Genomic DNA, 23,518 nt, shown 5'->3' on the forward strand with positions numbered 1-23,518 from the left:
TCCGCCATAAGGGAAATTCATCGACCAAAGAATCCGCAAAGCAGACTGTCAGAGTAGAAAAGCATCCATTTGCCCCGGATGATTCGTAAATGTAGGCGGTTTTCCCGATTATGGGTACAAGATATTAGCGTCATACGTACACATGCCTTATTACCATATAGGAACAGGCTGATCCCAGCAGGGAAGTGTGTAAAACAGGACGGAGAATGAGACAGCAGGGGGTTGCATTATGAAATGGCAGGGCAGAAGAGCAAGCACCAATGTGGAGGATCGCCGCGGCAGAGGCGGCAAGACGATCGTGGGCGGTGGCATCGGCGGTATTATCGTTATTATTATCGTGATGCTGCTGGGCGGTAATCCTTCCAGTCTGATCAACAATATGACATCCAGCGGCACGCAGACCGTTGGCAATTATCAGGGTACTGCTCAGGAAGAAGAACTGGTGGACTTTGTATCGGTTGTACTGGCGGATACGGAAGATGTCTGGGGCGATATGTTCCGCCAGCAGGGAATGACCTACAAAAATCCGGAGCTGGTCATCTACAGCGGCAGCGTGCAGTCTGCCTGCGGAACGGCGAGTTCGGCCGTCGGGCCTTTCTACTGTCCGGGCGATCAGAAGCTGTACATCGACCTGAGCTTCTATGATGAGCTGAAGCAGCAGTTCCAGGCACCGGGTGATTTTGCCATGGCTTATGTCGTCGCTCATGAAGTGGGACATCATGTACAGACCCTGCTGGGGACGATGGACAAGGTGGAACCGTACCGTCAGCGCCTCAGCGAAAAGGAATTCAATACCAAATACCAGGTGCGCATCGAGCTGCAGGCCGATTATTATGCCGGTGTATGGGCTCACTATGAGCAGGGCAAGAATCTACTGGAGCAGGGCGATCTGGATGAAGCGTTGACCGCAGCCAGTGCTGTCGGTGATGATACGATCCAGCAGCGTGCACAGGGTTATGTGGTACCGGACAGCTTCACTCATGGCACTTCCGAGCAGCGCAAGCGCTGGTTCTACAAAGGCTTTGAGTCCGGAACGATTCAGGGCGGCGATACATTCAGCGTAAGTGACGCTAATCTGTGATCGGCAGATAAGGAGTAGTACTGCCGATTGCATGAAGCATTTTGCATAAAAAATAAAAGGCTGGCCTGCTCTGCTGCACAGAGAAGGCCAGCCTTTTTGACTGTGAACGGATGGTGCTGTTTGCTGGCGATTCAATCGGAATCCTGCTGCAGATGGTTATGGAGAAATGTTTTCTCGATTTCCGCAGCGATGACAGGTTTGCTGAACAGATAGCCCTGCATTTCATAACAGTCGATTCCCTGAAGAATCTCGGCCTGCTGTCTGTCTTCGACGCCTTCGGCAATAATGTTGAGATTCAGTCCGTAAGCCAGATTGATGATGGAAGCGATAATGGAGTGGCTGTCCCGTTCGTTGATCTTGCTGATGAATTCACGGGCGATCTTGAGCTTGTCGATCGGGAAGCTGGCCAGATAGGAGAGAGAGGAATACCCTGTTCCAAAATCATCGATGGAGATGGACACACCGAGACTTTTCAGGGCGTGCAGCTGCGGGATCACATTGTGAATATGGCTCATCGCAATCGATTCGGTAATCTCCAGATCCAGATATTGAGGGGCGAGATCGGTCTCCTGCAGTACCTCGGCCACGGTGTCTGCCAGATTACCCTGCTGGAATTGACGCGGTGACAGATTGACTCCCATTTTGATAGCGTGTCCCTGATCGGACCAGATTTTGGCCTGGCGGCAGGCTTCCAACAGTACCCAGCGTCCGATGGAGAGGATGCTGCCGGTATCTTCGGCGACAGGAATGAATTCCAGCGGCGGAATCCAGCCGAGCTGCGGATGATGCCAGCGCAGCAGCGCTTCGACACCGATGACTTTACCGGTAGAGGCATCGACCTGAGACTGGTAATGCAGCAGCAGTTCATTGTTATCCAGCGCGGTGCCGATACTCTGCTCAAGCAGCAGCTTGCGCGCGATTTTCTCATCGTTATCGTCATAGATCAGATAATGGGCTTTACCATTGGCTTTGACCTGATACATGGCCCGGTCGGCTTTTTGGACCAGTGTACTTATATCAGAGGAGTGATCGGGATAGATGGCAATGCCGATGCTGGGCGAGCATACGATTTTGTGCGGTCCGATATAATGCGGCTGCTGGAGGGATTCGAGCATGCACTGCGCCGTATCGGTAATTGGCGGACTCCCTTCCATCATCGGCAGGATCAGAGTAAATTCATCCCCGCCTCTACGGGCGACAATGCTGCCTTCCGGCATTTGGGCGGTCAGGCGTCCGGCTACAGAGAGCAGAAGCTGGTCGCCCACATCATGACCCAAAGTGTCATTGACATGCTTGAAGCGGTCCAGATCGATAAAGAACACGGCAAACCGGGTAACCGATGACTGTGCTATCATCCGCTTGAGAATCTCGTCATAGGCAGCCCGGTTGTAGACGCCTGTCAGCGGATCATGGTAAGCCAGATAGTGGATACGCTCTTCGTTATTCTTTTTCTCTGTGATGTCTTTGGCAATCGCAAAGGCGCCAACCGTATGTCCCTGGACCATAATCGGGATATTGGTCATCTGTACCTGAATCAGTTTGCCTGCCCTGTCTTGCAGAAAGAGTTCGTAACTCTGCGGCTGGCCTTCCCAGGATCGCTTGAAATAGGCAAATGCCAACTCCCGGTACTGCTCGGGGAGAAACGTGGTATTGGTCAGCAGTTCCAGCTCACTCTCCTGATAACCGAGCATGCGCGAAGCGGATTCATTTATGCTCATAATGTTGCCGTACAGATCCAGCGAGCAGACTGCATCCGGATGATACCGGAAAAGCGAGCGGTAGCGTTCTTCACTGTTTTCCAGTGCTACCGTTTTCTCGGATAGATTTCGGATCAACCTGCGATTCTCCAGAATCATGAGCAGCTGACGGATAATGACGAGCAGAATGGAGAATCCGGAACCGAGCGTAATAGCGTGACTGCTGCTCGAATCGGTGACCATAATGAGAAACAGCATGATAACCGTAATATACGGCAGCAGAATGCGTATCCAGTCCGGATTTTTCAATACTTCGACCGGCAGGTGAATTTCCGGATCGGTTTGCGATTGTTGAAGGGATTTGTTATAAACAATGCCGGTCAGGCCAATCAGCATCAGACTAAGTCCGAAACAGGGATTGGACCAAACAATCCAGTCCATATCTTGCTCGTAGATGGCGACGGAGAACAGGCAGTCGCCGATAATCTGGGTGAGCAGCCCTGCAAATAAAAGGACCAACAGGCGCTCCGGCCAGATCGTGCGAAAGCCAAAATAAATGCCCAGTGCCGCCAGCAGCAGGATCAGATCGCCAATCGGATAGGCCAGCGCAATCCCCATGGCCAAATGAGGAATACCCGGTGTATTTATGATCGGCTGCAGCACATACTGCCAGCTCAAGCTGATCGCTACCGTCATAACAATGGCGATGTCAAATATAAAGCGTACGGTGCCGTAGGTTTTTAGTTTGCGTGAAATCTGATAGAAGAATGCCGATAAATAGAGTAATGGTTGAAGTACATAAAAAACATCGGCAATACTGGGAAAAGGAAATTCCATCTGCAGAATCGACTCATGATAAAACCAGATACTATTCGCTATCACGCTGCTCAGACAGCCGAGGGCCATCAGCAGCCATAACGGACGACAATCTTTTTCACCACGACGATAAGCGCTCAACAGCCAGACCATAGCAATCAGCCCGGCCAGTATGGTCAAAAGATCGCCCCAGTTCAACATCGCAGTATTACCGCGCCAGATTAGAATCCAGGCATAATGCAGTACCATATATACTATTATCAGCAGAAAGGCAGCAAGCAGTTTGCTCGGTCGTATCATTTTCAAAACCCCTTAATCGTCACATCCAACCATTCGACCGGAAGTTTTGTATGACTTGCATACTATCTCTTCGTAGTCAAAAAGTCCTTGTTTTATATAACGGCATTAAAACTAAGTAACTGAATAGGCAAGTAGCTTAAATGGTGATTTGGTATTTGGTTGACGGTGAAGATTGGGAATTCCCAATTGTGTATTATATGATTAGAAGAGACCTGCTGATTTCGAATAATTAGAGAAAGATACAGAGGAGTGGCAGTATGAATAATATACGTCTGAAAAGCAGCCTTGACCGGGAGAGTCTGGATGACCGTCTGCAGTATAATCCCGAGATTATCGAATTGTTCCTCAGTACGGAGGATCTGCAGCAGAGCGATCATATACGTGCGAGGATTCGTGAACTGCGGGAGCGCGGCATCCGGGTCTATCTGCATCACCCGACCCGGTATAACGGCCAGTTCCTGGATATTTTGAGCCCGGACCCGGACCGTTACCGGTACTATCAGGAATCAACGGAACTATTGGTGAAGATCTGTCACGAGGAAGGCACCAAGTGTGTTATTCACGCCAACTATATCCGCAGCGAGCATGGCGAGATCTCGCTGGAGCGTACACTGCTGATGAAGGCAGAGATCGAGAAGATACTGACGTACGGACGGGACGTACTATTGTGGGAAGATTCGACGGATGGGCTGTTCTGTTATGCCAATCCGTATCTGATCGATGAAGTGATCATCCCGCTGGAGCTGCCGGTCAATGTCGATGTCAGTCATACTTTTATCAGCTTCCATGGCGACAATGAGCGTCTGCGTGAAGTGCTGGAGCGGACGGCACCGTATGCGCAGTATTATCATCTGGTCGACAGCATGGGCGAATATCATGATTCACTGCCGCTCGGTCAGGGATTGATCGACTGGCGAATGGTCAAGCGGCTGGTAAGCGGCAAGGATTATATTTTTGAAATCAATCTGAACGGCGGACATATCGACTGTACGCCGATGGTGGAGAGTGCGCGGTATTTTGATAGCCTTTGAATCGCTGAAAAGGCAGTGTATGATCTGTATTTTATAACAAGGCAGGCTTCCGATCCAGGGAAAGCCTGTCTTTGGCATGCTGCTCATGGTATCTGGCTGCATCGTTGTTCGCCAAGTTGTCATTACTGTGAAAGATTCAAAGCTTCTGAGCTGCTGAAATCGGTTACTATACTAGTAAAGGTCCGCACCGGATAGTGCATAATCTCATATAACGGCTGACCTTTCTCATTTCACAGGAGGTGCACATTTTTTGGGCTTTGAGATTGTAGTGCTAATTGTACTGATTCTGATCAATGCTTTTTTTGCGGCATCCGAGATTGCGCTGATTACGGTCAATGATAACCGGATCCGGATTATGGCGGAGAACGGCAACAAAAAGGCAGCTATTATTCATAAGTTGGTTTCGGAGCCGAGCGGATTTCTGGCGACGATCCAGATCGGGATTACGCTGGCCGGATTTCTGGCAAGTGCTTTTGCTGCAGATACATTTGCGACCGTGCTGGTCGATTATCTGGTTGCCCAGAACGTTCCGGTGTCGCGCAATATACTGTCCACCGGCTCGGTCATTGTAATTACGCTTGTGCTGTCCTACTTTACCCTGGTGTTTGGTGAACTGGTACCCAAGCGTCTGGCGATGAAAAAGGCGGAGTCGATCGCCATGCTGGCGGCCAGTCCGCTGCATATTCTGTCCAAAGTGGTCGCGCCGTTTGTCAAATTGCTGACGTTCTCGACCAATGTGACGGTACGTCTGTTCGGCGTCGATCCGAATGCAGAGGATGAAGAAGCGTCCGAAGAAGAGATCCGAATGATGATCGACACCGGACTGGAGCGCGGCACGATTCAGCCGAATGAGCGCATTATTATCAATAATGTATTCGAACTGGATAACAAGGATGCAGCTGATGTCATGACCCCACGGACCGATCTGGCGGCGGTACCTGTCGATATTAGCCGGGAGGATGCCATTGCTCTGGCTACTGTGGAAAAGTATACTCGTTACCCGGTATATGAAGGCCATATCGATAATGTGATCGGCATGCTGCACGTCAAGGATATGATCGGTCACCTGATTCGTGACGAATCGGAGCCATGGGATGTACGGGCATTTATGCGGCCGGCCTACTTTGTATCCGAGCATCAACGAGGAGATACCCTGCTGGAGGAGCTGCAGCAGAACCGGGTGCATATGGCGATCGTGGTGGATGAATACGGCGGTACAGCCGGTATTGTGACGATCGAGGATCTGATCGAAGAGGTTATTGGCAACATCTATGACGAATATGATCTGGATGAGACCGATTATGAGCAGATCGATGAGAGCACCTATATTTTTCCCGGATCGGCACGGCTGGATGAAGTGCGCCGGGTCGTTCCTGCCGAGCTGCCGCTGGAGGATTACGATACACTGAGCGGATTCGTGATCGGTACGCTCGGACGGATACCGACGCGCAGCGAGCAGCCGGAATTCGAATATGAGCAGTTCCGCTACAAAGTGGAGGAAGTCGGCAGACAGCGGATCAATCGGGTACGTGTCCATCGACTGAATACCGCAGAAGCGCTTCAGACTTCTTCGGCAGAATAATCGCTTCGGAAGCAGGCAGCACGGAAGAACGGATGCAATGAGACGCAGCGGTACATGCCGCATAAATAGCCCCGCAGCCTCCTCTTATGAGGAAGATCTGCGGGGCTTGTTTTATTTTTATTCGATCTATTCGCAGCTGCCTAGATATGGCCCTGCAGCACACCGCGTGCGGCCCGCTGACCGGAGATGACGGCACCTTCCATAGTGGCCAGCAGCGGCTGCTTGGTATAATCGCCTGCGAGGAACAGTCCGGGTACAGGGGTGACCTGCTGCGGACGATGCTGCTCATTGCCGGCGGATAACCGATAGAAATTCTCTTTGCCCCGGATGATGCGGTACTGGGTCATCGTATCGACGTTATCCAGATCCACCGCATGCAGGGAGTTACGGGTCAGCTCCCATATTTCCTCATCCGGCAGATCGATCAGCTTGTCCGGGTCCACGAGGATGATCGAAGCTCGGCCTGTTGGCCGCTGGAACGTCGTACGTGACTGCTCACTGAACGAACCGAGCTGCGTTCCCGGGCCGAATGTCGTATGATCGGCTCCAGCGAGTTTCTCGGTCGCTTCGAACTGGGCAGTGACATAAGGCATAATCTCCAGCGCAAGGAAATTCTTGCACCATTCCTGGTCTGCGAAATGCTCGCCGACCAGCATCTGGGAGCGGCGTACATTAGCAGCGACCACGACCTGTTCGGCATGCATCTGTGTGCCGTCTTCCAGCTGGACACCGGTAACAGAGCCTTCTTCCACGAGCAGATGGGCGACAGGCTTGCCGGTCATGACCTGTCCGCCGCGCTCTTCGATCGCCCGGCTGAGCGGCTCGGTCATCACCTGGGTCATGCCGCCCTTAAAGGCACCGATCCGGATCAGATGCGGTCTTGGAATCGCCGGAGCGAACAGTCCAAAGAACGCATAAGAGGAATATTGTTCTACCGGCAGGAAGAAAATACCGGAGGACAGCGGCTGAATCAGACGCTCCAGCGCTTTGTCGGTTACGCCGTGCTTTTTGGCATATTCCTTGATCGGCATCTGGTCGAGCTCTTCCGGATGCGCCAGATAATCTTTGAATCCTGCGGCAAAGAAGGGACCGAGCGAAGCTTTGTCCAGTGGAGAAAGCAGGTCATTATTGCCCAGTGCGCCAGCCAGCGTTTTGAGTGGAGCCTTGAGCAGATCGAGTCCAAATGTTCCCTCGGCTTCGGGATGACGGATATTGGTCGTCGTCTCCCAGTGCACAATCTCGTCCAGTACGATTCCCGCCCGCTTCAGCAGTTCCGGCAGTGCGACATAATAGCCGATGAATTTGTGAAAGCCGGATTCGACGCCCATTCCATGTTCATTCCAGTTGGCCGTACGTCCGCCGATATAAGGGGCAGCCTCCAGTACGATCACCTTTTTGCCTTTATCCGCCAGCTCAAAAGCACAACTCAGACCGGCCAGTCCCGATCCGATAATAATAGTGGGTTTTTCCGATGTTTCCTGCAATGGTTCCTGGTTAGTATGTAGCACGATCATTCACCTACCTTGGTTGTTTAGTATGTTATTAACCAGAATGAAGCGATTGATTGACGATAAAGGTTGGAGAAAAGCAATCCAGCCGAATTGTACAGACGGCAGAAGCAGCAGGGAACGGAAGCGAAAGACGGAATACGAAGCATCTATTCAGAAGGGGAATGAAAAAGAGGCGGACTGCATGTACAAAAAAAACCCGCGTTTTGATGCAGGTTCTTTTGCAGATTACAGATTGTCAGCAATAGAGATTCGGGAAGGATCACCGATCCCGGGTCACTTGGAAAAAGAGCTCATCTCATTGGCCAGATTTCGTAGATGATACACGATATAATCCTGATCCATCCAGTAGTATACTTCTTGACCAATTTTCTCATATTGTACGATTCCGGCTTCTTTCAGAATACGGAGATGATGCGAGATGGCTGGCCGGCTGATTTTGAAATTGGAGGAAATTTCACCGACATTCATTCTGCCTTTCTTACCGAGAATTGACAGAATTTGCAGTCTCATCGGGTCGCTTAGACCGTTCAGGAAACGTGTCGTTTTCCCCATATTGTTGGCATCCAAGTAAGATTGGTTCATTGTAGATCTCCCGTTAGTAGGTAAATTTGATCCCGCTTGCCGAACGGCCAGTAAATGGATTCGACAAGTCCGGGGCCATAAAGTTAATGTGGAATATAGCGTAGTCGTATAGGTGAGTCAAACAAACATGAATGCGGCTAACAAGGTGATTCGTGCTTGATTATCTTATTGAAGAACATCACGCAGCGTTCTCTCCAGCCTGCCATAACGGAACATATAACCTTCTTTGACGAGGCGATTGGGCACAACCCAGCGGCTTTTGAGAACCAGTTCGGTCTCTGTGCGAATTATCCGTGCACCCAGCTCCAGCATCCAGCGGGGCGCAGGCAGACCGATCCTGCGCCCCATTGCCTGGCGAAGAGCAGCCATAAGTTCACTATTGGTTACCGGCGTCGGCGCAGAGCAGTTGAACACGCCATCCAGATGGCTGCGTTCCTGCAAGAACAGGACGATATGAAACAGATCATCCACATGAATCCAGCTGAAGCGCTGATTGCCGGAACCCTGCCTGCCGCCAAGACCATAGCGTACCAGATTCTGATAGGGGACCATAACCCCTCCGCCCCGGCCAAGCACGATAGCGATTCGCAAGGCAATCTGCCGGGTATGAGGCAGTTCAAATTCAAAAAAAGCCTGCTCCCACGCCTTGGCAACCTCTACAGAGAAACCGGTACCAATCTCGCCTGTCGACTCGGTCATCGGACGATCTTCGGAATGCCGGTAGATCGTAGCTGTGCTGGAGTTAAACCAGAGAGCCGGCGGTGACTGGCAGGAGAGAATAGCATTTCCAAGGATACGTGTTGTCTCCAGCCTGGAATTCATAATCTCCCGTTTGTTGCGCTCGGTATAGCGACAGTTTACCGATTTTCCGGCAAGATTAATGACCATTTCCGCACCTTCCAGTGCGTCTACAATTTCAGACTGTTGATTCCAGGATACATGACCCGGCCGCCTGGAAATAATAACGACGTCATAACCCATTTCCCTGAATCCGGCTTCAAAATACTGGCCAATAAATCCTGTGCCGCCAGCGAGCACAATTTTACCAGACATAGTACCAGCCCATTTCATGAGGTATAGTGAATTCCCCGGTTATTCGCAGATTCAGCAGATGGGAAATATTTCGAAATTAAACTAAAACACGAATAAACGGAACAACTGTTCACTATATTAATAAACCACGGAAGCAGGCTACGAAAGGTGATTCGTAAAATAAAACGGATTTGGATCACTATTTGGCAGGCTGCCCGATATAGCAAACAGCTGTCTGCAAGATATTGCCGCCGCTCCATGATTCTGCCCGCACAAAAGCAAAATAGGAATATACCGACCTATTATTGTTATGTATCTACTGTTTAATGCTATTTCCAACCTATTATTCTATAGGTAGAAGAGAGCTTTGTCATCTACATGGCGATGTATTTATTAGGATACATGATATTGTTATGCAATGATAACGTCGAATGCTGCCGCAGCAAGCAGACAGCAGAACAGCTGCCCTTTCCCGTAGCGGAAAAGAACAGCTGCAAAGTGGTGAGCCGTCAATAGATATCTCTTGTATGCCAGAAGCAAAAGACAGCAGCGAAGCCGGGGCTCCATATGTCTGATTGCTCGCCAGGCTTTCCATGCTTTACCCGCTATCTATCCATTTAATCGGGCAGCTGGTTCGGTTCGTGCTTCATACGTTCACGGATACCACCATCCACATCCTGCCCGCTCAGCATGGGCTGATGCAGACTGCCGGAGGTGGAGCCGGCGGGTGGTGCGCTCTGGATCACTTTTTGCAGATATTTGGCATTGAGGCTCTCGGTCAGACCGGGCATCAGATTGCTGGAAATGGTCGTTCCTTTGGTCTTGGCGCCGACTTCCACATTTTCTTGCGGGTTGTCGATCAGATCAATGATGGCATCGATCACATTTTGTGGATCGTCCATCGGCTTCATTTCGGCCCGGTGACCGGTATAGTTGCCGGTATGCTCAAACCATGGCGTATCGGTCGCCCATGGATGCACGGTACAGACGTGAATATCCTGCTGATCTTCCAGCTGCATCTCCTGATACAGTGCAGCACTCAATCCGGCTACAGCGAACTTGGTCGCTCCATAAGCGGTGTAATACGGGAAAGGAACCTTGCTGACGATCGAGCCGAGGTTGATCAGTGTGCCATGTCCCTGCTGCTTGAACTGGCGCAATGCATAATGACTGCCATACATCGTACCCAGCACATTAGTCTCGACCAGACGGGTCAGGTCGGCTGTCGGAATCTCGGTATACGGACCGATCGCGCCAACACCGGCATTGTTGATCCATACATCGATTTTGCCAAAAGCAGACATGGCCGCGTCAAACAGGCGGGCAATATCTTCTTCCCGGCCGACATCAGTTGTTACGGCAAGCGCATTGGGACCGATCTCGGCAGCCATTTGCTCGATCAATTCGGTACGGCGGGCAGCGAGCACTACATTGGCGCCTTCAGCGGCGAGCTGCTGGGCGACCCCTTTGCCGATACCACTGGATGCACCGGTGATGAGGACAGTTAACTGGTCATGCGGAATTTTCTGAACCATATTCATTCCTCCTGTTCTGGATAAATGGATTTGTACATCAATACCCGTGTGTTCCCGGGGCCAATCGGATCGGCTGCATATCGACAAGTAGAATCCTCATGCTGCCTATGTGTCAGAGGACAGTGGATTATTTCCCATCATCGGGCCGTGGATGACCATGCCCGTCTCCGTGAACCCCGGTGCCTTCAAATACCGGATCATACAGACTGCCTGCGGTGAACTCGGCCGGTGGTGCTTCGTAGATCATGTTCTGGACGAACTGGCCGCTGATTTTCTCGGTCATTCGCGGCAGCAGATTGCTGGATAGGGCTGTTCCTTTAACCTTGAAGCCGACTTCGACACTCTCCTGCGGATGGTCGATCAGCCGGTACATGGCATCGATAATATCATCCGGATCATCGAGCGGCTTCATATCAATCTCGTGACCACTGTAGTTGGCAGCATGACCGGTCCACGGCGTATTCATCACCCATGGATGGACGGCACAGACATGAATATCCTGATGTCCTTCGAGCTGCATCTCCTGATTCAGCGCATAGCTGAGGCCGGAGACTGCCGCTTTGCTGCCGCTGTAGGCAGCCAGATACGGAAAGGCGAGTTTGCCGGCAAAGGAAGAGACATTGATCAGCGTCCCGTAGCCCTGCTGCTTGAACTGGCGCAGCGCATAATGGCTGCCATACATATTGCCGAGCAGATTGATCCGGGTCATCTGTACGAGTGACGATAACGGCGATTCGGTAAAGGGGCCGATCGCAATCGCGCCTGCGTTGTTCACCCATACATCGATCTGGCCAAGCTGGGACATCGCTGCTTCATATACGGCGGCAATATCCTCTTCCCGGCTCACATCGGCAGTGACGGCAAAGATTTTGGGCGCGTACTGCTGCTCCATTTGCTTGAGCAGATGAGTGCGGCGGGCAGCGATAACGACGCTTGCGCCTTCGGCGGCGAGCCGCTGTGCAAGTCCAAGTCCTGTGCCGCTGGAAGCTCCGGTAATGACTACATTTAGCTGGTCGTGCGGTATATTTCGTGGCATTTATGTTCCCTCCCAGGATAGAGCTGATGTCTGAATATGCGTTCGTTGGGATATCGTTTGCACATATTCTCGTCATGCCCCCTTGCCGATACGGGCACAGAGTGGGCGACGAGTCATGGATTTCCTGTTATTTCCTGCATTCCAATGTAATACACATACCCGATCGAACCGGCGTTTACTCGTTGTTGCACCAATTTCCATAGTTCTTTCATAAAGTCATGCATGAAACTGGCTGGCTGGCAAAGTGCAGAGCAAGGTGGCATACCGCCGCAGGCATCCGGTCTATGATCGCCATCGATGATCTTGACAGCCGGCCGGATGCTGTGTAGAGTAAGAGGCAATCAAAGAGACTTCTGTCACATGTATTTTGTACAGCCTGTACAGGAATGCTGCGACAGCAATCTTATATTGTGAAAGACCACTAGGGGAGCCATTCACTGGCTGAGACGAGATTGCCTCGGACCCTTGGAACCTGATCTAGTTCGTACTAGCGTAGGAAAGTGGAGACCGAGCAGGGCTAACTATGCCATTATTCTGCCGCTCCATATGGAGCGGCTTTTTTGCGTGGATATGCAGCATCAGCTAACGTGATCCGGCACTGTCCCTAGAGCGGGCCGCCGGTGAGCATCCATTTTCCCAAGGGAGGTTCTTTCCGAACACATCAGCAAAGGGAGAGATGACAGTATGAGTTTTTCAGCAGAAATCAGACAGGCGGCCGATCCGGTATTTGAGGCGATTTATCACCATCCGTTCGTGCAGGGTATTGCGAGGGGGGACCTCAAGCCGGAGCAGCTAGTCCATTATGTAAAGCAGGATTTTGAATACCTGAACTCGTTTATGCGGATCTATGGTACCGCGATCTCCAAATGTACTAGCCGCGAAGATATGGACATGTTCAATCAGCAGATATCCTTTGTATTGAACAGCGAGGTGCATCCGCACAACAACTTCTGCCATGTCGCCGGAGTACCGTACGAACAGCTGCAGGGTTATCCGGTAGCGCCGTCCGCGCATAACTATATCCGTCATATGCTGACCGCTGCACAGGAAGGCGATCTGGGCGATATTCTCGCCGTACTGCTGCCATGTCCATGGACGTACTGGGAGATCGGCAAGCGGCTGCTGGAAGACGTGAAGCCGGATGTATCCCATCCGTTCTATGACTGGATCGATTTCTACGGCAATCGTACCGATACGATTACGAGTCGATTCTGTACACGACTGGACGAGATTGCCGCGGCATCGACACCGGCGCACAGGGAGCGGATGAAGCAGCATTTTATCCTCAGCTGCCAGTTTGAATATATGTTCTGGGAGATGGCCTATACGCTGGAAGATTGGCCGGTGCAGCTGGAGGTGACCTCCGTATGAACTGGAAAATGAAAGAGGTCGTGCTGACCGTTATTCTCGCGGTGGCCTGCGGGGTACTCTATCTGGGCTGGTCGACGTTGTGGATTCCGATCTCCGCGCTGGTCGGGCCGATCGGAGCAGGATTTATGTTTGGCATCTGGATTATTGCCAGTCCAATCGTCGCCTATATTATTCGCAAGCCGGGCGCCGCGCTGATCGCCGAAGTCGCGGCGGCGGCAGTAGAGATGCTGACCGGCAGCCATTTCGGACTGTCTGCGCTGCTGATTGGGGTATTTCAGGGATTGGGCGCGGAGATTGCTTTTGCCATATTCGGATACAAGCGGTACAACGTATTCACCTTGATGCTGTCTGGAGCACTGGCTGCGGTGGGCAGCATTGCCTACAATTTGGTCGCCAACGGACTCGGCTATTATACCACCCAGATGTTCTTCCTGACGCTGGGCATTCACGTGATCAGCGGCATCGTGCTGGGCGGACTGCTGGCCAAGGTGATCGTCGAAGCACTGGCCCGTACCGGTGTGCTGAATCCGTATGAAATCATGAAGTCACGCCGCAAACAGGGGAAACCGCATGCAGTGGCATCTCGGGTGTAAGGAACTGTCGGTCGGCTTTGATCATCAGGAAGAGACGGTGCGGGTGCTGGATCGAATCACCCTGTCCATCACCCGCGGGGAAAAGGTACTGATCCTCGGACCGAGCGGCAGCGGCAAATCAACGCTGCTGTCGGCACTGTCCGGCATTATCCCCGATCATGTCGAAGCCGAAGTAGAAGGAGAGATTTACCGGCAGGAAGCCTGCGGCGTGATGTTCCAGGACCCGGATACCCAGTTCTGCATGCTGCATGTGGATGAGGAGATCGCCTTTAGCCTGGAGAATCGGCGTGTGCCGCGCGGCGAGATGGATGGCATCATCCGGCAGGTGATGCAGATGGTCGGCTTACAGCTGGAGCCTCATACGCCGATCGACACATTGTCCGGCGGCATGAAGCAGCGCCTGGCGCTGGCCTGTCTGCTGGCACTGGAACCGGAAGTGCTGTTCTTCGACGAGCCGACTGCCCAACTGGACCCGGTCAGCCGCCGGGACGTATTTGGGCTGCTCCGCGAGATTGCGGGCAAAACGGGTCAAACGATGGTATTCGTCGAGCATGTACTGGACGGTTGTATCGAATGGATGGACCGGGTCATTCTGCTGGATCGCCATGGGCGGATTATCGCAGATGGGGAGCCGGCACATATCGTGACCCATTATCGGCAGCAGATGGAAGAGGCAGGGATCTGGCTGCCACGGCTGTTTCCGTACAGCTGGCAGGAGGTGGTGAATGATCCATCGCATCCGCTGGCAGATGTGCTGCGCCATGAGCTAAGGGAGCGGATGGAGCGTGACCGTCAGGCTTCACTTTCGTCCTCTGCAGCATCGTCAATCCATACCTTATCCTCCAATGTATCCGCTGCGAACGGCACTGTGATCATACAAACCGACCAGCTCAGCATCGGTTACCGCAAGCGTCCGGTCATGCAGCAGATCAATCTGTCGCTGCCTGCCGGGGAGTGGATCGCCATCACCGGGCAGAATGGCAGCGGCAAAAGCACATTTCTCAAAAGCCTGCTGCGATTGGAGCCGCTGCTGTCCGGACGGATTATGCTGCAGGGCAAGGAGCTGCGCAAATGGCCGGATCGTGACCTGTATGCGCAGGCCGGTTTTGTTTTTCAGAATCCGGAGCTGCAGTTTGTAACCGATACGGTGTATGACGAGATTGCCTTTGGCGGCAGACAGCGGGGATGGCCGGAAGAGCTGCTGCGGGAGAAGACGGTACAGCTGCTGCAGGAGTTCGGACTGGAGGATTACCAGGATCAGCATCCCTTTACTCTCAGTCTCGGACAAAAGCGCCGGCTCAGCGTCGCCACGATGCTGCTGTTCGACCAGGAGCTATTGCTGCTCGATGAGCCGACATTTGGCCAGGATGCCCGGACAGCGGCAGAGCTGATCCGTCGGCTCAAGCAGCGTCAGCAGCAGGGCACGACGATTATCATGGTGACCCATGATATGGATCTGGTCGATGAGCATGCCGACCGGGTGATCCTGTTCGGGAAGGGCGAGGTTGCTTACGATGGTACGCCGTATCGCCTCTTCACCGATCAGAAGCTGCTGCAGGACAGCGCCATTATCGCGCCGCTGCATTACCGGTTGAACCATCAGCGAGAGGAGCGCGTTATCATATGAAAAGTAACGGCTCCTGGCTGTCCACGCTCAATCCATCGTGCAAGCTGATCGCTCATCTGCTCGTCATGTTCCTGCTGATGGGCATCTCCGATCCAGTGATCACGCTGTGCCTCTGGCTGCTCGCTGTTGTGATCGGCATTACGCTGGGCGGCTGGCGGTTATCCTATCTGCTCCGCCGTCTGCTGCCGTACACGCTCTTCTTCGTGCTGATCTTCTGGATGCTGGCGGCATTTGGTAAAGGCGAACATGTTCTCTGGCAGTGGGCCTGGTTCCGTATTACCGAGGAGAGCATGAACAACGGACTGACGATCGGGCTGCGGATGCTGGGCTTTGTCACGTACGGGCTGCTGTTCACTTCGACGACCGATCTGACGGCGCTCATGATGAGCCTGATCCACCAGCTGCGCTTGTCGCCCAAGTGGGCGTACGGCATGCTGGCCGGATTCCGCTTTATCCCGCTGTTTCAGAGCGAGCTGCAGCAGATGAAGTCCGCCCACAAGATTCGCGGCTACAAACAGAAAAACAGCTGGAAAGCCTTTGCACGCTACGCGCTGCCGCTGTTCACCCAGGGCATCCGCAAGTCCGAACGGATTGCAGTGGCGATGGAGGCGAGAGGATTCACGGGAACGCGGGACCGGACGTATTATCTGACGCCGGTGATGACGGGAAGAGACTGGGTCTACGCCGCGTCGCTGCTTCTTGCAGCCGGATGTATTGCCTGGCTGCTGCCTTGGTGATAAAGGAATTTGAGTCTGGAAGGTTGTACTGGAAAGATGTAAATGAAATATGGAAGCTCTGGCCTGCCGCTTTGTAGTGGCAGGTTTTGTTATGTATAAGCAAGTTGGTCGAAGGGGCGGAGAATCCTGCTTGCAATTTATGAGAGCAAAAGATTATAGGCATGACAGCTTAGGCAAACAGATCCGAATTCTTATAGCATACCGGCCTTCCTCCAAAGTTGTTACTGCTCTTCAAAGACGCTACAATCGGTCTATATACGAATCAAAATAACGAAAATGGAGGAATGCATCATGAACCAGCATCAACTGATCGATCTGTCCGTCACGCTCAAAACAGGCATTGCATCCGATCCGCCGATTGGCCTGCCCGAAATCGACTACATCAATCATCAGCAAGGGGCACAGCAGCTGGTGGCGAGCTTTCCCGGGCTGAATGTAGAAGATCTGCCAGGCCGGGAGGGTTGGGCGATTGAACAGCTACGGGTGACGACCCATGTCGGTACACATGTGGACGCGCCGTATCATTACCGTTCCACCACGGATGATGGTCAGCCGATGCCGACGATTGATGAGATTCCGTTGGACTGGTTTTACGGACCGGGGGTGAAGCTGGATTTTCGTCATCTGCCGGACGGTCATATCGTCACTGCACAGGAGGTTGAAGAGGAGCTGAACCGGATCGATCATCGGCTGCAGCCGGGTGATATTGTGCTGGTGAACACCTCTGCCGGTGAGCGATATGGTGAAGCCGATTTTCTGGCGAAAGGCTGCGGTATGGGACGTGAAGCTACGCTGTATTTGACCGAGCGCGGCGTACGGCTCGTCGGCACGGATGCATGGAGCTGGGATGCCCCATTCAGCCATACAGCCCGTCGTTATGCGGAGGAGCAGGACCCTTCGATGATCTGGGAAGGACATTATGCAGGCAGCACGACTCCGTACTGTCAGATCGAGAAGCTGGCCAATCTGGAGCTGCTGCCTGCGCATGGATTTCAGGTGATTTCCTTCCCGGTGAAAATCGAGAAGGCTTCTGCTGGCTGGGCGCGGCCTGTGGCTGTACTGCATTCGCCGCTCTGATTGCGTCTAGACTAACGGCTTTGGAATTTATATGATCCAATTAGGGGATAGAAACCAACCAACAAAAATACCAGATCAACGGCGCAATGCCCTGATCTGGTATTTTTGTATTTATATTGGACTTCATCATCTACTATATTTCTTTCATGTCCTGAAAAATGACGTTCAACGAATATTGCCGTTCACTCTACACTTTGCTGCGCAGCTGACGTAGCAGCAGTGGATAGAAAACAATCCCGCTCGCAATCATCAGCACGCCAAACCAGAATGTTTTCCAGTCCGCGGTACCCGCATAGATCACCCACAACGAATAAATGGTCGCCAGTGCAGCGATCAATCCATCCCAGTGACGGCGCTCACCCGGACGATAACCATCGCCGGTAATGACCAGCCGCAGCTGATACAGCGCCGAGATTAGATAAGGCACCAGGTACGCCAGCGTCGCAATCGCGATAATAAAGTCAAACGCCTGCGAGATCGAACCGGAGATCGTGGAGAAGATCAGCAGCTGTCCAAGTGCATTGGAGATCCAGAGAGACAGCTTGGGCATCCCTTTGCTGTTCACATTGCGGAAAGGACGCAGGAACACGCCCTGCTTGGCGGCTTCATACGGCACCTCGGCGCTGAGCAGCACCCAGCCGATGGTGGAACCGATCAGGCTGATAAGTCCCAATGCAGCGAGCAGATAGCCGCCGACCGGACCGAGTACGGCAGTCATTGCATCGACGAGCGGATTCTGCGAGTGGATTAGCTGCTCACCCGGCAGCAATCCCATCGTCAGGATACTGATACCGACGTACAGCACCAGCGCCATCAGCAGACCGACGATCGTCGCCCGCTTCACATCCTGCTTGCGGCGGGCACGGGCAGCGAAGACCATTGCCGACTCGACCCCGATAAATGCCCACAGCGTCACGACAGCCGCGCTGTTCACCTGTGACAGCAGGCCCATCGTCTGTCCGTCCTCATTCACATGTGGTGCAGCAAAAGGTCCGATATTCGCTTCCTGAAAAGCGAACAGGGCGATAATAATAAACAGTGTAAAGCCGATCACCTTGGTCGCCGTAGCGATCAGGTTCATTTTGCCGGCACCTTCGATACCGCGCAGCGCCAGCGCATGGGTCGCCCACAGCAGCAGCGAGCAGACGATAAAGTTCAGCGCATTGCCTGTCTTGATATCCAGCGCACCGATGCTGAACCAGACTGCACTGCTTTTCATCGCCGGTATAAAGGTGGACAGATAGCTGGAGAACGTCGTAATGACTGCGACGAATCCGGCCACATTACCGACCCAGTAGCCCCATGACGACATGAATCCGGACAGTACGGACAGTATCGGATTATTGGGGAACAGCTCTTTGGCATAGATTTGCGGACCGCCGTTCAGTTCCGGCTTGCGCAGTGCCAGATTGCCAAAGACAAGCGCCAGCATCAGCACTCCGAATCCGGTAATGCTCCACGCCAGCACCGAACCTGCCGGGCTGGATACTTCCGCCAGCGAGCGGGGAAGCATAAATATTCCGGACCCGACCATATTGCCCACGACGAGGGCGGTCAGAATCCAAAAGCCTACTTTATTGTTGCTCACATTGAAGACTCCTTCCATGACCAGAACGTATAGAGAGCTTGCCGGATGACCGTTAGCCGGACATACAGCAGGCTGCATCATTAGGATTTGATGATTTAGCGTCAGTCTTAGCAGGGATCTGCTTCATGCATCGAGGCTGATCCACAGTCATTGCTGACGTTTGCCGTCATATAAATATCATGACAGTATCCTACTATACACTTTTCTCTGGTAAAGCGAAAGAGTGAATTTTGGTAAAAGGAAAAGCGGATTTATCAAATTTGCTGTAATAACTGTGTATTTTCTATTGTTTTCACGTGTGAATTTTGGGACAATAGGAGGCATGAGCAGTATGGGTCTAGCTGACGGTTGGCTGGGCCTGTACTGCATTTTATGGTGTACAGGATGTGTGAATGAGGCTTCAGCTTCAACAGAAGCGAGAGGAAGCTAGGATCACATTGGCATATAACGCAGTCGCATACACAATTTGACCGGATCAGGTATATACCATCGGTTCTCCATAGACATAGGATGACAGAACAGGGTATAGGAAAAGAGGGTAACCAATGAATAAACCATCCATATATGGATTTACATTAGAACAGCTGGGTACATGGCTGGAAGAACACGGACACAAGCGCTCGCGAGCTGTACAGGTATGGAACTATCTGTATCGTCAGCGGGTTACGACATTTGAGGAAATGACCGATGTACGTCCGGAATGCCGGGCACTGCTGGATGAGCATTTTGCCATTCAGACACTGGAAGAATTCGTCAAGCAGGAATCCGCTGACGGTACCGTTAAGTTCCTGCTGCGTCTGCAGGACGGCAACCTGATCGAGACCGTACTGATGAAGCAAAAGTACGGCCAGTCCGTCTGTGTCACTACACAGGTCGGCTGCAATATCGGCTGCAGCTTCTGCGCCAGCGGACTGATCAAGAAAAGCCGCGATCTGACCGCCGGCGAGATCGTCGAGCAGATCATGAAGGTACAGTTCCATCTGGATGCGGCAGGCCAGGATCAGCTGGTGACGCATATTGTCGTGATGGGGATCGGCGAACCGTTCGATAATTTCGAGCATATGGTCAACTTTATCAATATTGTCAAAGACCAAAAAGGCCTCGTGATCGCACCGAAGCGCATTACTGTCTCCACCAGTGGTCTGCCGGACAAGATCCGCGAATTCGCTGACAGCGATCTGCTCGTGAATCTGGCACTGTCCCTGCATGCGCCGAATAACGAACTGCGCACACGCATTATGAAAATCAACCGCGCCTATCCGCTGGAACAGCTGATGGATGCAGTGGATTACTATCTGAAGAAGAGCAACCGCCGGATTATGATGGAGTATATCCTGCTGCAAGGTGTTAATGACCAGAAGGAACAGGCCCAGGAATTGGCCGATCTATTGGCAGACAAGAAGCAGGTAACCAGCGTTAATCTGATCCCGTACAACCCGGTTGACGAGCACAGCCAGTACCAGCGCAGCAAGCAGGAGGATATCCTGGCCTTCTACGATATTCTCAAAAAGAACGGTATTAACTGCACGATCCGTATGGAACATGGTACGGACATCGATGCAGCTTGCGGTCAGCTGCGCAGCAAGCAGATCCGCAAAGACTCCCAATCCCGCAAAGCCGAATCATCCAAAAGCGAAGCAGTGACCGGTTAATTCTGCCGCAGCATCGTATGAATACAAAAAGGCTGCTTTTCCCTGAATATTACAGGGAAAAGCAGCCTTTTATTAATGTACAGGATCAGAAGCACGCTTATGAAGCCGCATGAACCTGTGAGCATACATAATTACTTTTCCAGAGCAGGGGATTAACGAATCCCTTTCATATAGCTCTGAATCTTCGGTGCAAAGAGGAACAGGATCACACTCAGCACAATGGACACGCCACCGATAACACCAAAGTAGACCATCTCGGTCTCTTCGCTGTAGAAGTTGGTCAGCAGTGCATTAATCGCCTGGGCTGCCGCATTGGACAGGAACCACAAGCTCATCGTCTGCGCCGAGAATGCCGCTGGTGCGAGCTTGGTTGTCGCCGACAATCCAACCGGTGACAAACACAGTTCCCCGATCACGACGAGGAAGTAACTGAGTACCAGCCACAGCGGGCTCACCAGTGCATTATCGCCACCGAAGTATGCAGGCAGCAGAATAACCAGGAACGACAGTCCGGCGAACAGAATGCCGATCGAAAACTTGCGCGGGATGATCGGCTGGCGATCTCCCATTTTGGTCCAGAGCCATGCGAATACTGGTGCCAGAATAATAATGAACAGCGGATTCAGGGATTGGAACCAGGCTGGCGAGACATCGATACCCATGAAGTGCAGCTGTGTACGCTGATCCGCGAATCGTGCCAGAATGGTCGAGCCTTGTTCCTGAATGGACCAGAACATAACCGAAGCGATAAACAGCGGGATATAGGCGAGCAGACGGGAACGCTCCACATCTGTCGTTTTATCACTGCGATACATAACCGTAAAGTAGCAAATCGGGATCAATATACCCAGACAGGCGACCACAAGTACAAAGGACTTCAGGGTCAGCCAGCCCATCCACACGGCAATGATGCCCACAATCGCAATGACAGCCAGACCGATTCCGATGCGTGTCAGTGCTCTTTTCTTTTCCCCGCCAGTCAGTGGGTTTGGCACGTTCGTTCCTGCCAGACCGAGACTCTTTTTACGGGTAAACATGAATACCAGCAGACCGAAGAACATACCAACTGCTGCCAGACCGAAGCCCAGATGGAAGTTGTATTCCGTACCAATTGTACCTACCGTCAGCGGTGCTACAAATCCACCGAGGTTGACCCCCATGTAGTAGATACTGAAGCCGCCATCGCGGCGTGCATCCTTCTCGCTGTACAGCTCACCGACGAGAGTGGAAGCATTAGGCTTAAGCAGTCCTGTACCGAGGACAATTAAGGCCATGGAGATGAACAGCATTCCGGCTCCACCCGGAATCGCCAGTACGATATGACCAAGCATAATAAATATACCGCCATAAAATACAGCCCGTGACGTGCCAAATACCCGGTCGGCGAGCCACCCGCCAATAATACCGGACATGTATACCAGCGAGCCATAGATGGACATGATAGCTGTAGCCGTATTCTGATCCATACCGAGTCCGCCGCGGGTTACCTCGTAGTACATGTAATAGATCAGAATCGCTCTCATGCCATAATAAGAGAAACGTTCCCAGAATTCAGTGAAGAATAGTGTGAACAGTCCACGGGGATGGCCGAAGAATCCGCGCTGAGGCACACTTTCTACAATTTTTTCTTTAGTGATATCGGACACAAATGAACCTCCTTGATGACTTAATATGCATACAGACAGTTGACCGAGTGTCGTCAGCTGCCAAGGGATTTCCCGGATACTGAATCATGTCTGTCGAAATTGCTTATACACTCGAACCATTAGAATACAATACCTGTGCGGGTTCATCAATAACAAAAGTTAGCAGAAAACCACAGGATTGCGTTAATGACTGTGCAAATGAAGGTAAAAAGATAGAGAGGAACGTGCATCTGGCAGACGATTTATAACAATGCAAGGAAAATCGCCGCAGATAAGGTATAATAGAATGTAAGGAGTTGAGAGTAGATGGCAAACGAGAATGAAGAAGTAATCCTGACCCCTGACGGTCTGGCCAAGCTGGAAGAAGAACTCAAGGAATTGAAGGGGCCACGGCGCCAGGAACTGGCTGCCCGCCTGAAGACAGCTATCAGCTACGGCGATCTGAAGGAAAATAGTGAATACCATTCCGCCAAGGAAGATCAGGCGTTTATGGAGACACGCATCCTGACCCTGGAGCGCATGCTGCGCAATTCGCGAGTAATCAGCGCGTCCAATCTTGATGTGTCCAAAGTCAGTCTCGGCTCGATTGCCGTACTGAAGGATATCGAGTTTGATGAAATTATCGAGTATCAGCTGGTAGGTCCGGCAGAAGCGGATCTGGCCAACAACAAACTGTCCTACGAGAGCCCGCTCGGCAAAGCGCTGATGGGTCACCAGGCAGGAGACAAGATTACCTTTGAAGCTCCCATGGGAACCTTCCATTACGAGCTGCTGGAGATCAAGAGCGCAGGATAAGCACAGTATGTGCTGTCCCGCTGTTCGGGATCACTGGCAGATCGGGTGATAAATACAGAAGACAGCCCGCCTTTTACGGTTATACGTAAAAGGCGGGCTGTTTATTGTTTGGTGCCTCCTAATCATCTGAGGATTATAGTATATATAATATCTTATATGAGTTTATTTTAGCGTATTAAAGAGTTAAAATAAACGTTTTTAAGATACATACTGAATTTGTACTTTTTAT

18 protein-coding genes and 1 riboswitch are annotated in these 23,518 nt (G+C 52.0%); of the genes, 10 read left to right on the forward strand and 8 right to left on the reverse strand.

Annotated elements, in window-relative coordinates; genetic code table 11:
* Positions 1–229 precede the first annotated feature (229 nt).
* The gene (gene ypfJ, locus M1D61_RS00910; protein WP_458120762.1) at positions 230–1,081 is read left to right on the forward strand and encodes a KPN_02809 family neutral zinc metallopeptidase; all 852 of its coding nucleotides are present in this window, start codon (positions 230–232) and stop codon (positions 1,079–1,081) included.
* Between the two features lie 131 nt (positions 1,082–1,212).
* Here ypfJ and M1D61_RS00915 read toward each other — a convergent pair whose 3' ends face one another.
* Positions 1,213–3,894 (reverse strand): EAL domain-containing protein, encoded by a 2,682-nt coding sequence (locus tag M1D61_RS00915; protein WP_458120763.1) that lies wholly within the window; start codon positions 3,892–3,894, stop codon positions 1,213–1,215.
* A 257-nt stretch (positions 3,895–4,151) separates the two neighbouring features.
* Between M1D61_RS00915 and M1D61_RS00920 the strand changes: the two genes are divergently transcribed.
* Positions 4,152–4,925 carry a sugar phosphate isomerase/epimerase family protein gene (locus M1D61_RS00920; protein ID WP_458120764.1) on the forward strand — a complete coding sequence of 258 codons (774 nt, stop codon included), beginning with the start codon at positions 4,152–4,154 and terminating at the stop codon, positions 4,923–4,925.
* 250 nt (positions 4,926–5,175) lie between these two features.
* Positions 5,176–6,507, forward strand: a complete 1,332-nt coding sequence (locus M1D61_RS00925) for a hemolysin family protein (RefSeq protein ID WP_458120765.1) — start codon at positions 5,176–5,178, stop codon at positions 6,505–6,507.
* Between the two features lie 140 nt (positions 6,508–6,647).
* On the opposite strand, the gene M1D61_RS00930 is transcribed toward M1D61_RS00925, so the two are convergent.
* The 5 genes from M1D61_RS00930 to M1D61_RS00950 form a co-directional block, all read right to left on the reverse strand.
* Positions 6,648–8,021 (reverse strand): hydroxysqualene dehydroxylase, encoded by a 1,374-nt coding sequence (locus M1D61_RS00930; RefSeq protein ID WP_458120766.1) that lies wholly within the window; start codon positions 8,019–8,021, stop codon positions 6,648–6,650.
* A 270-nt stretch (positions 8,022–8,291) separates the two neighbouring features.
* A complete protein-coding gene (locus M1D61_RS00935) occupies positions 8,292–8,600 on the reverse strand; it encodes an ArsR/SmtB family transcription factor (RefSeq protein ID WP_458120767.1) in 309 nt (102 codons plus the stop codon).
* A gap of 165 nt (positions 8,601–8,765) precedes the next feature.
* Entirely contained in the window at positions 8,766–9,653 is an 888-nt protein-coding gene (locus M1D61_RS00940; protein WP_458120768.1) for a TIGR01777 family oxidoreductase, read from the reverse strand.
* A 596-nt stretch (positions 9,654–10,249) separates the two neighbouring features.
* A complete protein-coding gene (locus M1D61_RS00945) occupies positions 10,250–11,167 on the reverse strand; it encodes an SDR family NAD(P)-dependent oxidoreductase (protein WP_458120769.1) in 918 nt (305 codons plus the stop codon).
* 127 nt (positions 11,168–11,294) lie between these two features.
* Positions 11,295–12,203: an SDR family NAD(P)-dependent oxidoreductase gene (locus M1D61_RS00950; protein ID WP_458120770.1), complete on the reverse strand. Its 909-nt coding sequence runs from the start codon at positions 12,201–12,203 to the stop codon at positions 11,295–11,297.
* A gap of 413 nt (positions 12,204–12,616) precedes the next feature.
* Positions 12,617–12,719, forward strand: a riboswitch (TPP riboswitch).
* Positions 12,720–12,887: 168 nt separating this feature from the next.
* Between M1D61_RS00950 and tenA the strand changes: the two genes are divergently transcribed.
* From tenA to M1D61_RS00975, 5 genes are all read left to right on the forward strand, one after another.
* Complete coding sequence (gene tenA / locus M1D61_RS00955; RefSeq protein WP_046212520.1) at positions 12,888–13,574, forward strand: thiaminase II; 687 nt, start codon at positions 12,888–12,890, stop codon at positions 13,572–13,574.
* Entirely contained in the window at positions 13,571–14,167 is a 597-nt protein-coding gene (locus tag M1D61_RS00960; RefSeq protein WP_458120771.1) for an ECF transporter S component, read from the forward strand. Before tenA ends, M1D61_RS00960 begins: the two co-directional genes overlap by 4 nt.
* The gene (locus tag M1D61_RS00965; protein ID WP_458120772.1) at positions 14,145–15,794 is read left to right on the forward strand and encodes an ABC transporter ATP-binding protein; all 1,650 of its coding nucleotides are present in this window, start codon (positions 14,145–14,147) and stop codon (positions 15,792–15,794) included. Before M1D61_RS00960 ends, M1D61_RS00965 begins: the two co-directional genes overlap by 23 nt.
* Positions 15,791–16,531 (forward strand): energy-coupling factor transporter transmembrane component T family protein, encoded by a 741-nt coding sequence (locus tag M1D61_RS00970; protein ID WP_458120773.1) that lies wholly within the window; start codon positions 15,791–15,793, stop codon positions 16,529–16,531. Before M1D61_RS00965 ends, M1D61_RS00970 begins: the two co-directional genes overlap by 4 nt.
* A gap of 291 nt (positions 16,532–16,822) precedes the next feature.
* Positions 16,823–17,608 carry a cyclase family protein gene (locus M1D61_RS00975; protein WP_458120774.1) on the forward strand — a complete coding sequence of 262 codons (786 nt, stop codon included), beginning with the start codon at positions 16,823–16,825 and terminating at the stop codon, positions 17,606–17,608.
* Positions 17,609–17,795: 187 nt separating this feature from the next.
* On the opposite strand, the gene M1D61_RS00980 is transcribed toward M1D61_RS00975, so the two are convergent.
* Positions 17,796–19,214, reverse strand: coding sequence for an amino acid permease (locus tag M1D61_RS00980; RefSeq protein ID WP_458122389.1), 1,419 nt, complete (start codon positions 19,212–19,214; stop codon positions 17,796–17,798).
* A gap of 527 nt (positions 19,215–19,741) precedes the next feature.
* Between M1D61_RS00980 and rlmN the strand changes: the two genes are divergently transcribed.
* Entirely contained in the window at positions 19,742–20,848 is a 1,107-nt protein-coding gene (gene rlmN, locus M1D61_RS00985; protein ID WP_458120775.1) for a 23S rRNA (adenine(2503)-C(2))-methyltransferase RlmN, read from the forward strand.
* A 152-nt stretch (positions 20,849–21,000) separates the two neighbouring features.
* On the opposite strand, the gene M1D61_RS00990 is transcribed toward rlmN, so the two are convergent.
* A complete protein-coding gene (locus M1D61_RS00990) occupies positions 21,001–22,494 on the reverse strand; it encodes a peptide MFS transporter (protein WP_458120776.1) in 1,494 nt (497 codons plus the stop codon).
* Positions 22,495–22,800: 306 nt separating this feature from the next.
* Between M1D61_RS00990 and greA the strand changes: the two genes are divergently transcribed.
* Positions 22,801–23,289 (forward strand): transcription elongation factor GreA, encoded by a 489-nt coding sequence (gene greA / locus M1D61_RS00995; protein ID WP_046212531.1) that lies wholly within the window; start codon positions 22,801–22,803, stop codon positions 23,287–23,289.
* Positions 23,290–23,518 lie beyond the last annotated feature (229 nt).

The sequence above is a fragment of the Paenibacillus sp. Z6-24 genome (assembly GCF_054161335.1).

What these genes read in the sequence shown, in the direction of transcription:
- M1D61_RS00960 (WP_458120771.1), top strand. Translation starts at nt 13,571, where the DNA reads ATGAACTGGAAAATGAAAGAGGTCGTGCTGACCGTTATTCTCGCGGTG.
- M1D61_RS00945 (WP_458120769.1), bottom strand. Translation starts at nt 11,167, where the DNA reads ATGGTTCAGAAAATTCCGCATGACCAGTTAACTGTCCTCATCACCGGT.
- tenA (WP_046212520.1), top strand. Translation starts at nt 12,888, where the DNA reads ATGAGTTTTTCAGCAGAAATCAGACAGGCGGCCGATCCGGTATTTGAG.
- greA (WP_046212531.1), top strand. Translation starts at nt 22,801, where the DNA reads ATGGCAAACGAGAATGAAGAAGTAATCCTGACCCCTGACGGTCTGGCC.
- M1D61_RS00965 (WP_458120772.1), top strand. Translation starts at nt 14,145, where the DNA reads ATGCAGTGGCATCTCGGGTGTAAGGAACTGTCGGTCGGCTTTGATCAT.
- M1D61_RS00915 (WP_458120763.1), bottom strand. Translation starts at nt 3,894, where the DNA reads ATGATACGACCGAGCAAACTGCTTGCTGCCTTTCTGCTGATAATAGTA.
- M1D61_RS00940 (WP_458120768.1), bottom strand. Translation starts at nt 9,653, where the DNA reads ATGTCTGGTAAAATTGTGCTCGCTGGCGGCACAGGATTTATTGGCCAG.
- M1D61_RS00980 (WP_458122389.1), bottom strand. Translation starts at nt 19,214, where the DNA reads ATGGAAGGAGTCTTCAATGTGAGCAACAATAAAGTAGGCTTTTGGATT.
- M1D61_RS00920 (WP_458120764.1), top strand. Translation starts at nt 4,152, where the DNA reads ATGAATAATATACGTCTGAAAAGCAGCCTTGACCGGGAGAGTCTGGAT.
- M1D61_RS00975 (WP_458120774.1), top strand. Translation starts at nt 16,823, where the DNA reads ATGAACCAGCATCAACTGATCGATCTGTCCGTCACGCTCAAAACAGGC.
- ypfJ (WP_458120762.1), top strand. Translation starts at nt 230, where the DNA reads ATGAAATGGCAGGGCAGAAGAGCAAGCACCAATGTGGAGGATCGCCGC.
- M1D61_RS00930 (WP_458120766.1), bottom strand. Translation starts at nt 8,021, where the DNA reads ATGATCGTGCTACATACTAACCAGGAACCATTGCAGGAAACATCGGAA.
- M1D61_RS00950 (WP_458120770.1), bottom strand. Translation starts at nt 12,203, where the DNA reads ATGCCACGAAATATACCGCACGACCAGCTAAATGTAGTCATTACCGGA.
- M1D61_RS00935 (WP_458120767.1), bottom strand. Translation starts at nt 8,600, where the DNA reads ATGAACCAATCTTACTTGGATGCCAACAATATGGGGAAAACGACACGT.
- M1D61_RS00970 (WP_458120773.1), top strand. Translation starts at nt 15,791, where the DNA reads ATGAAAAGTAACGGCTCCTGGCTGTCCACGCTCAATCCATCGTGCAAG.
- rlmN (WP_458120775.1), top strand. Translation starts at nt 19,742, where the DNA reads ATGAATAAACCATCCATATATGGATTTACATTAGAACAGCTGGGTACA.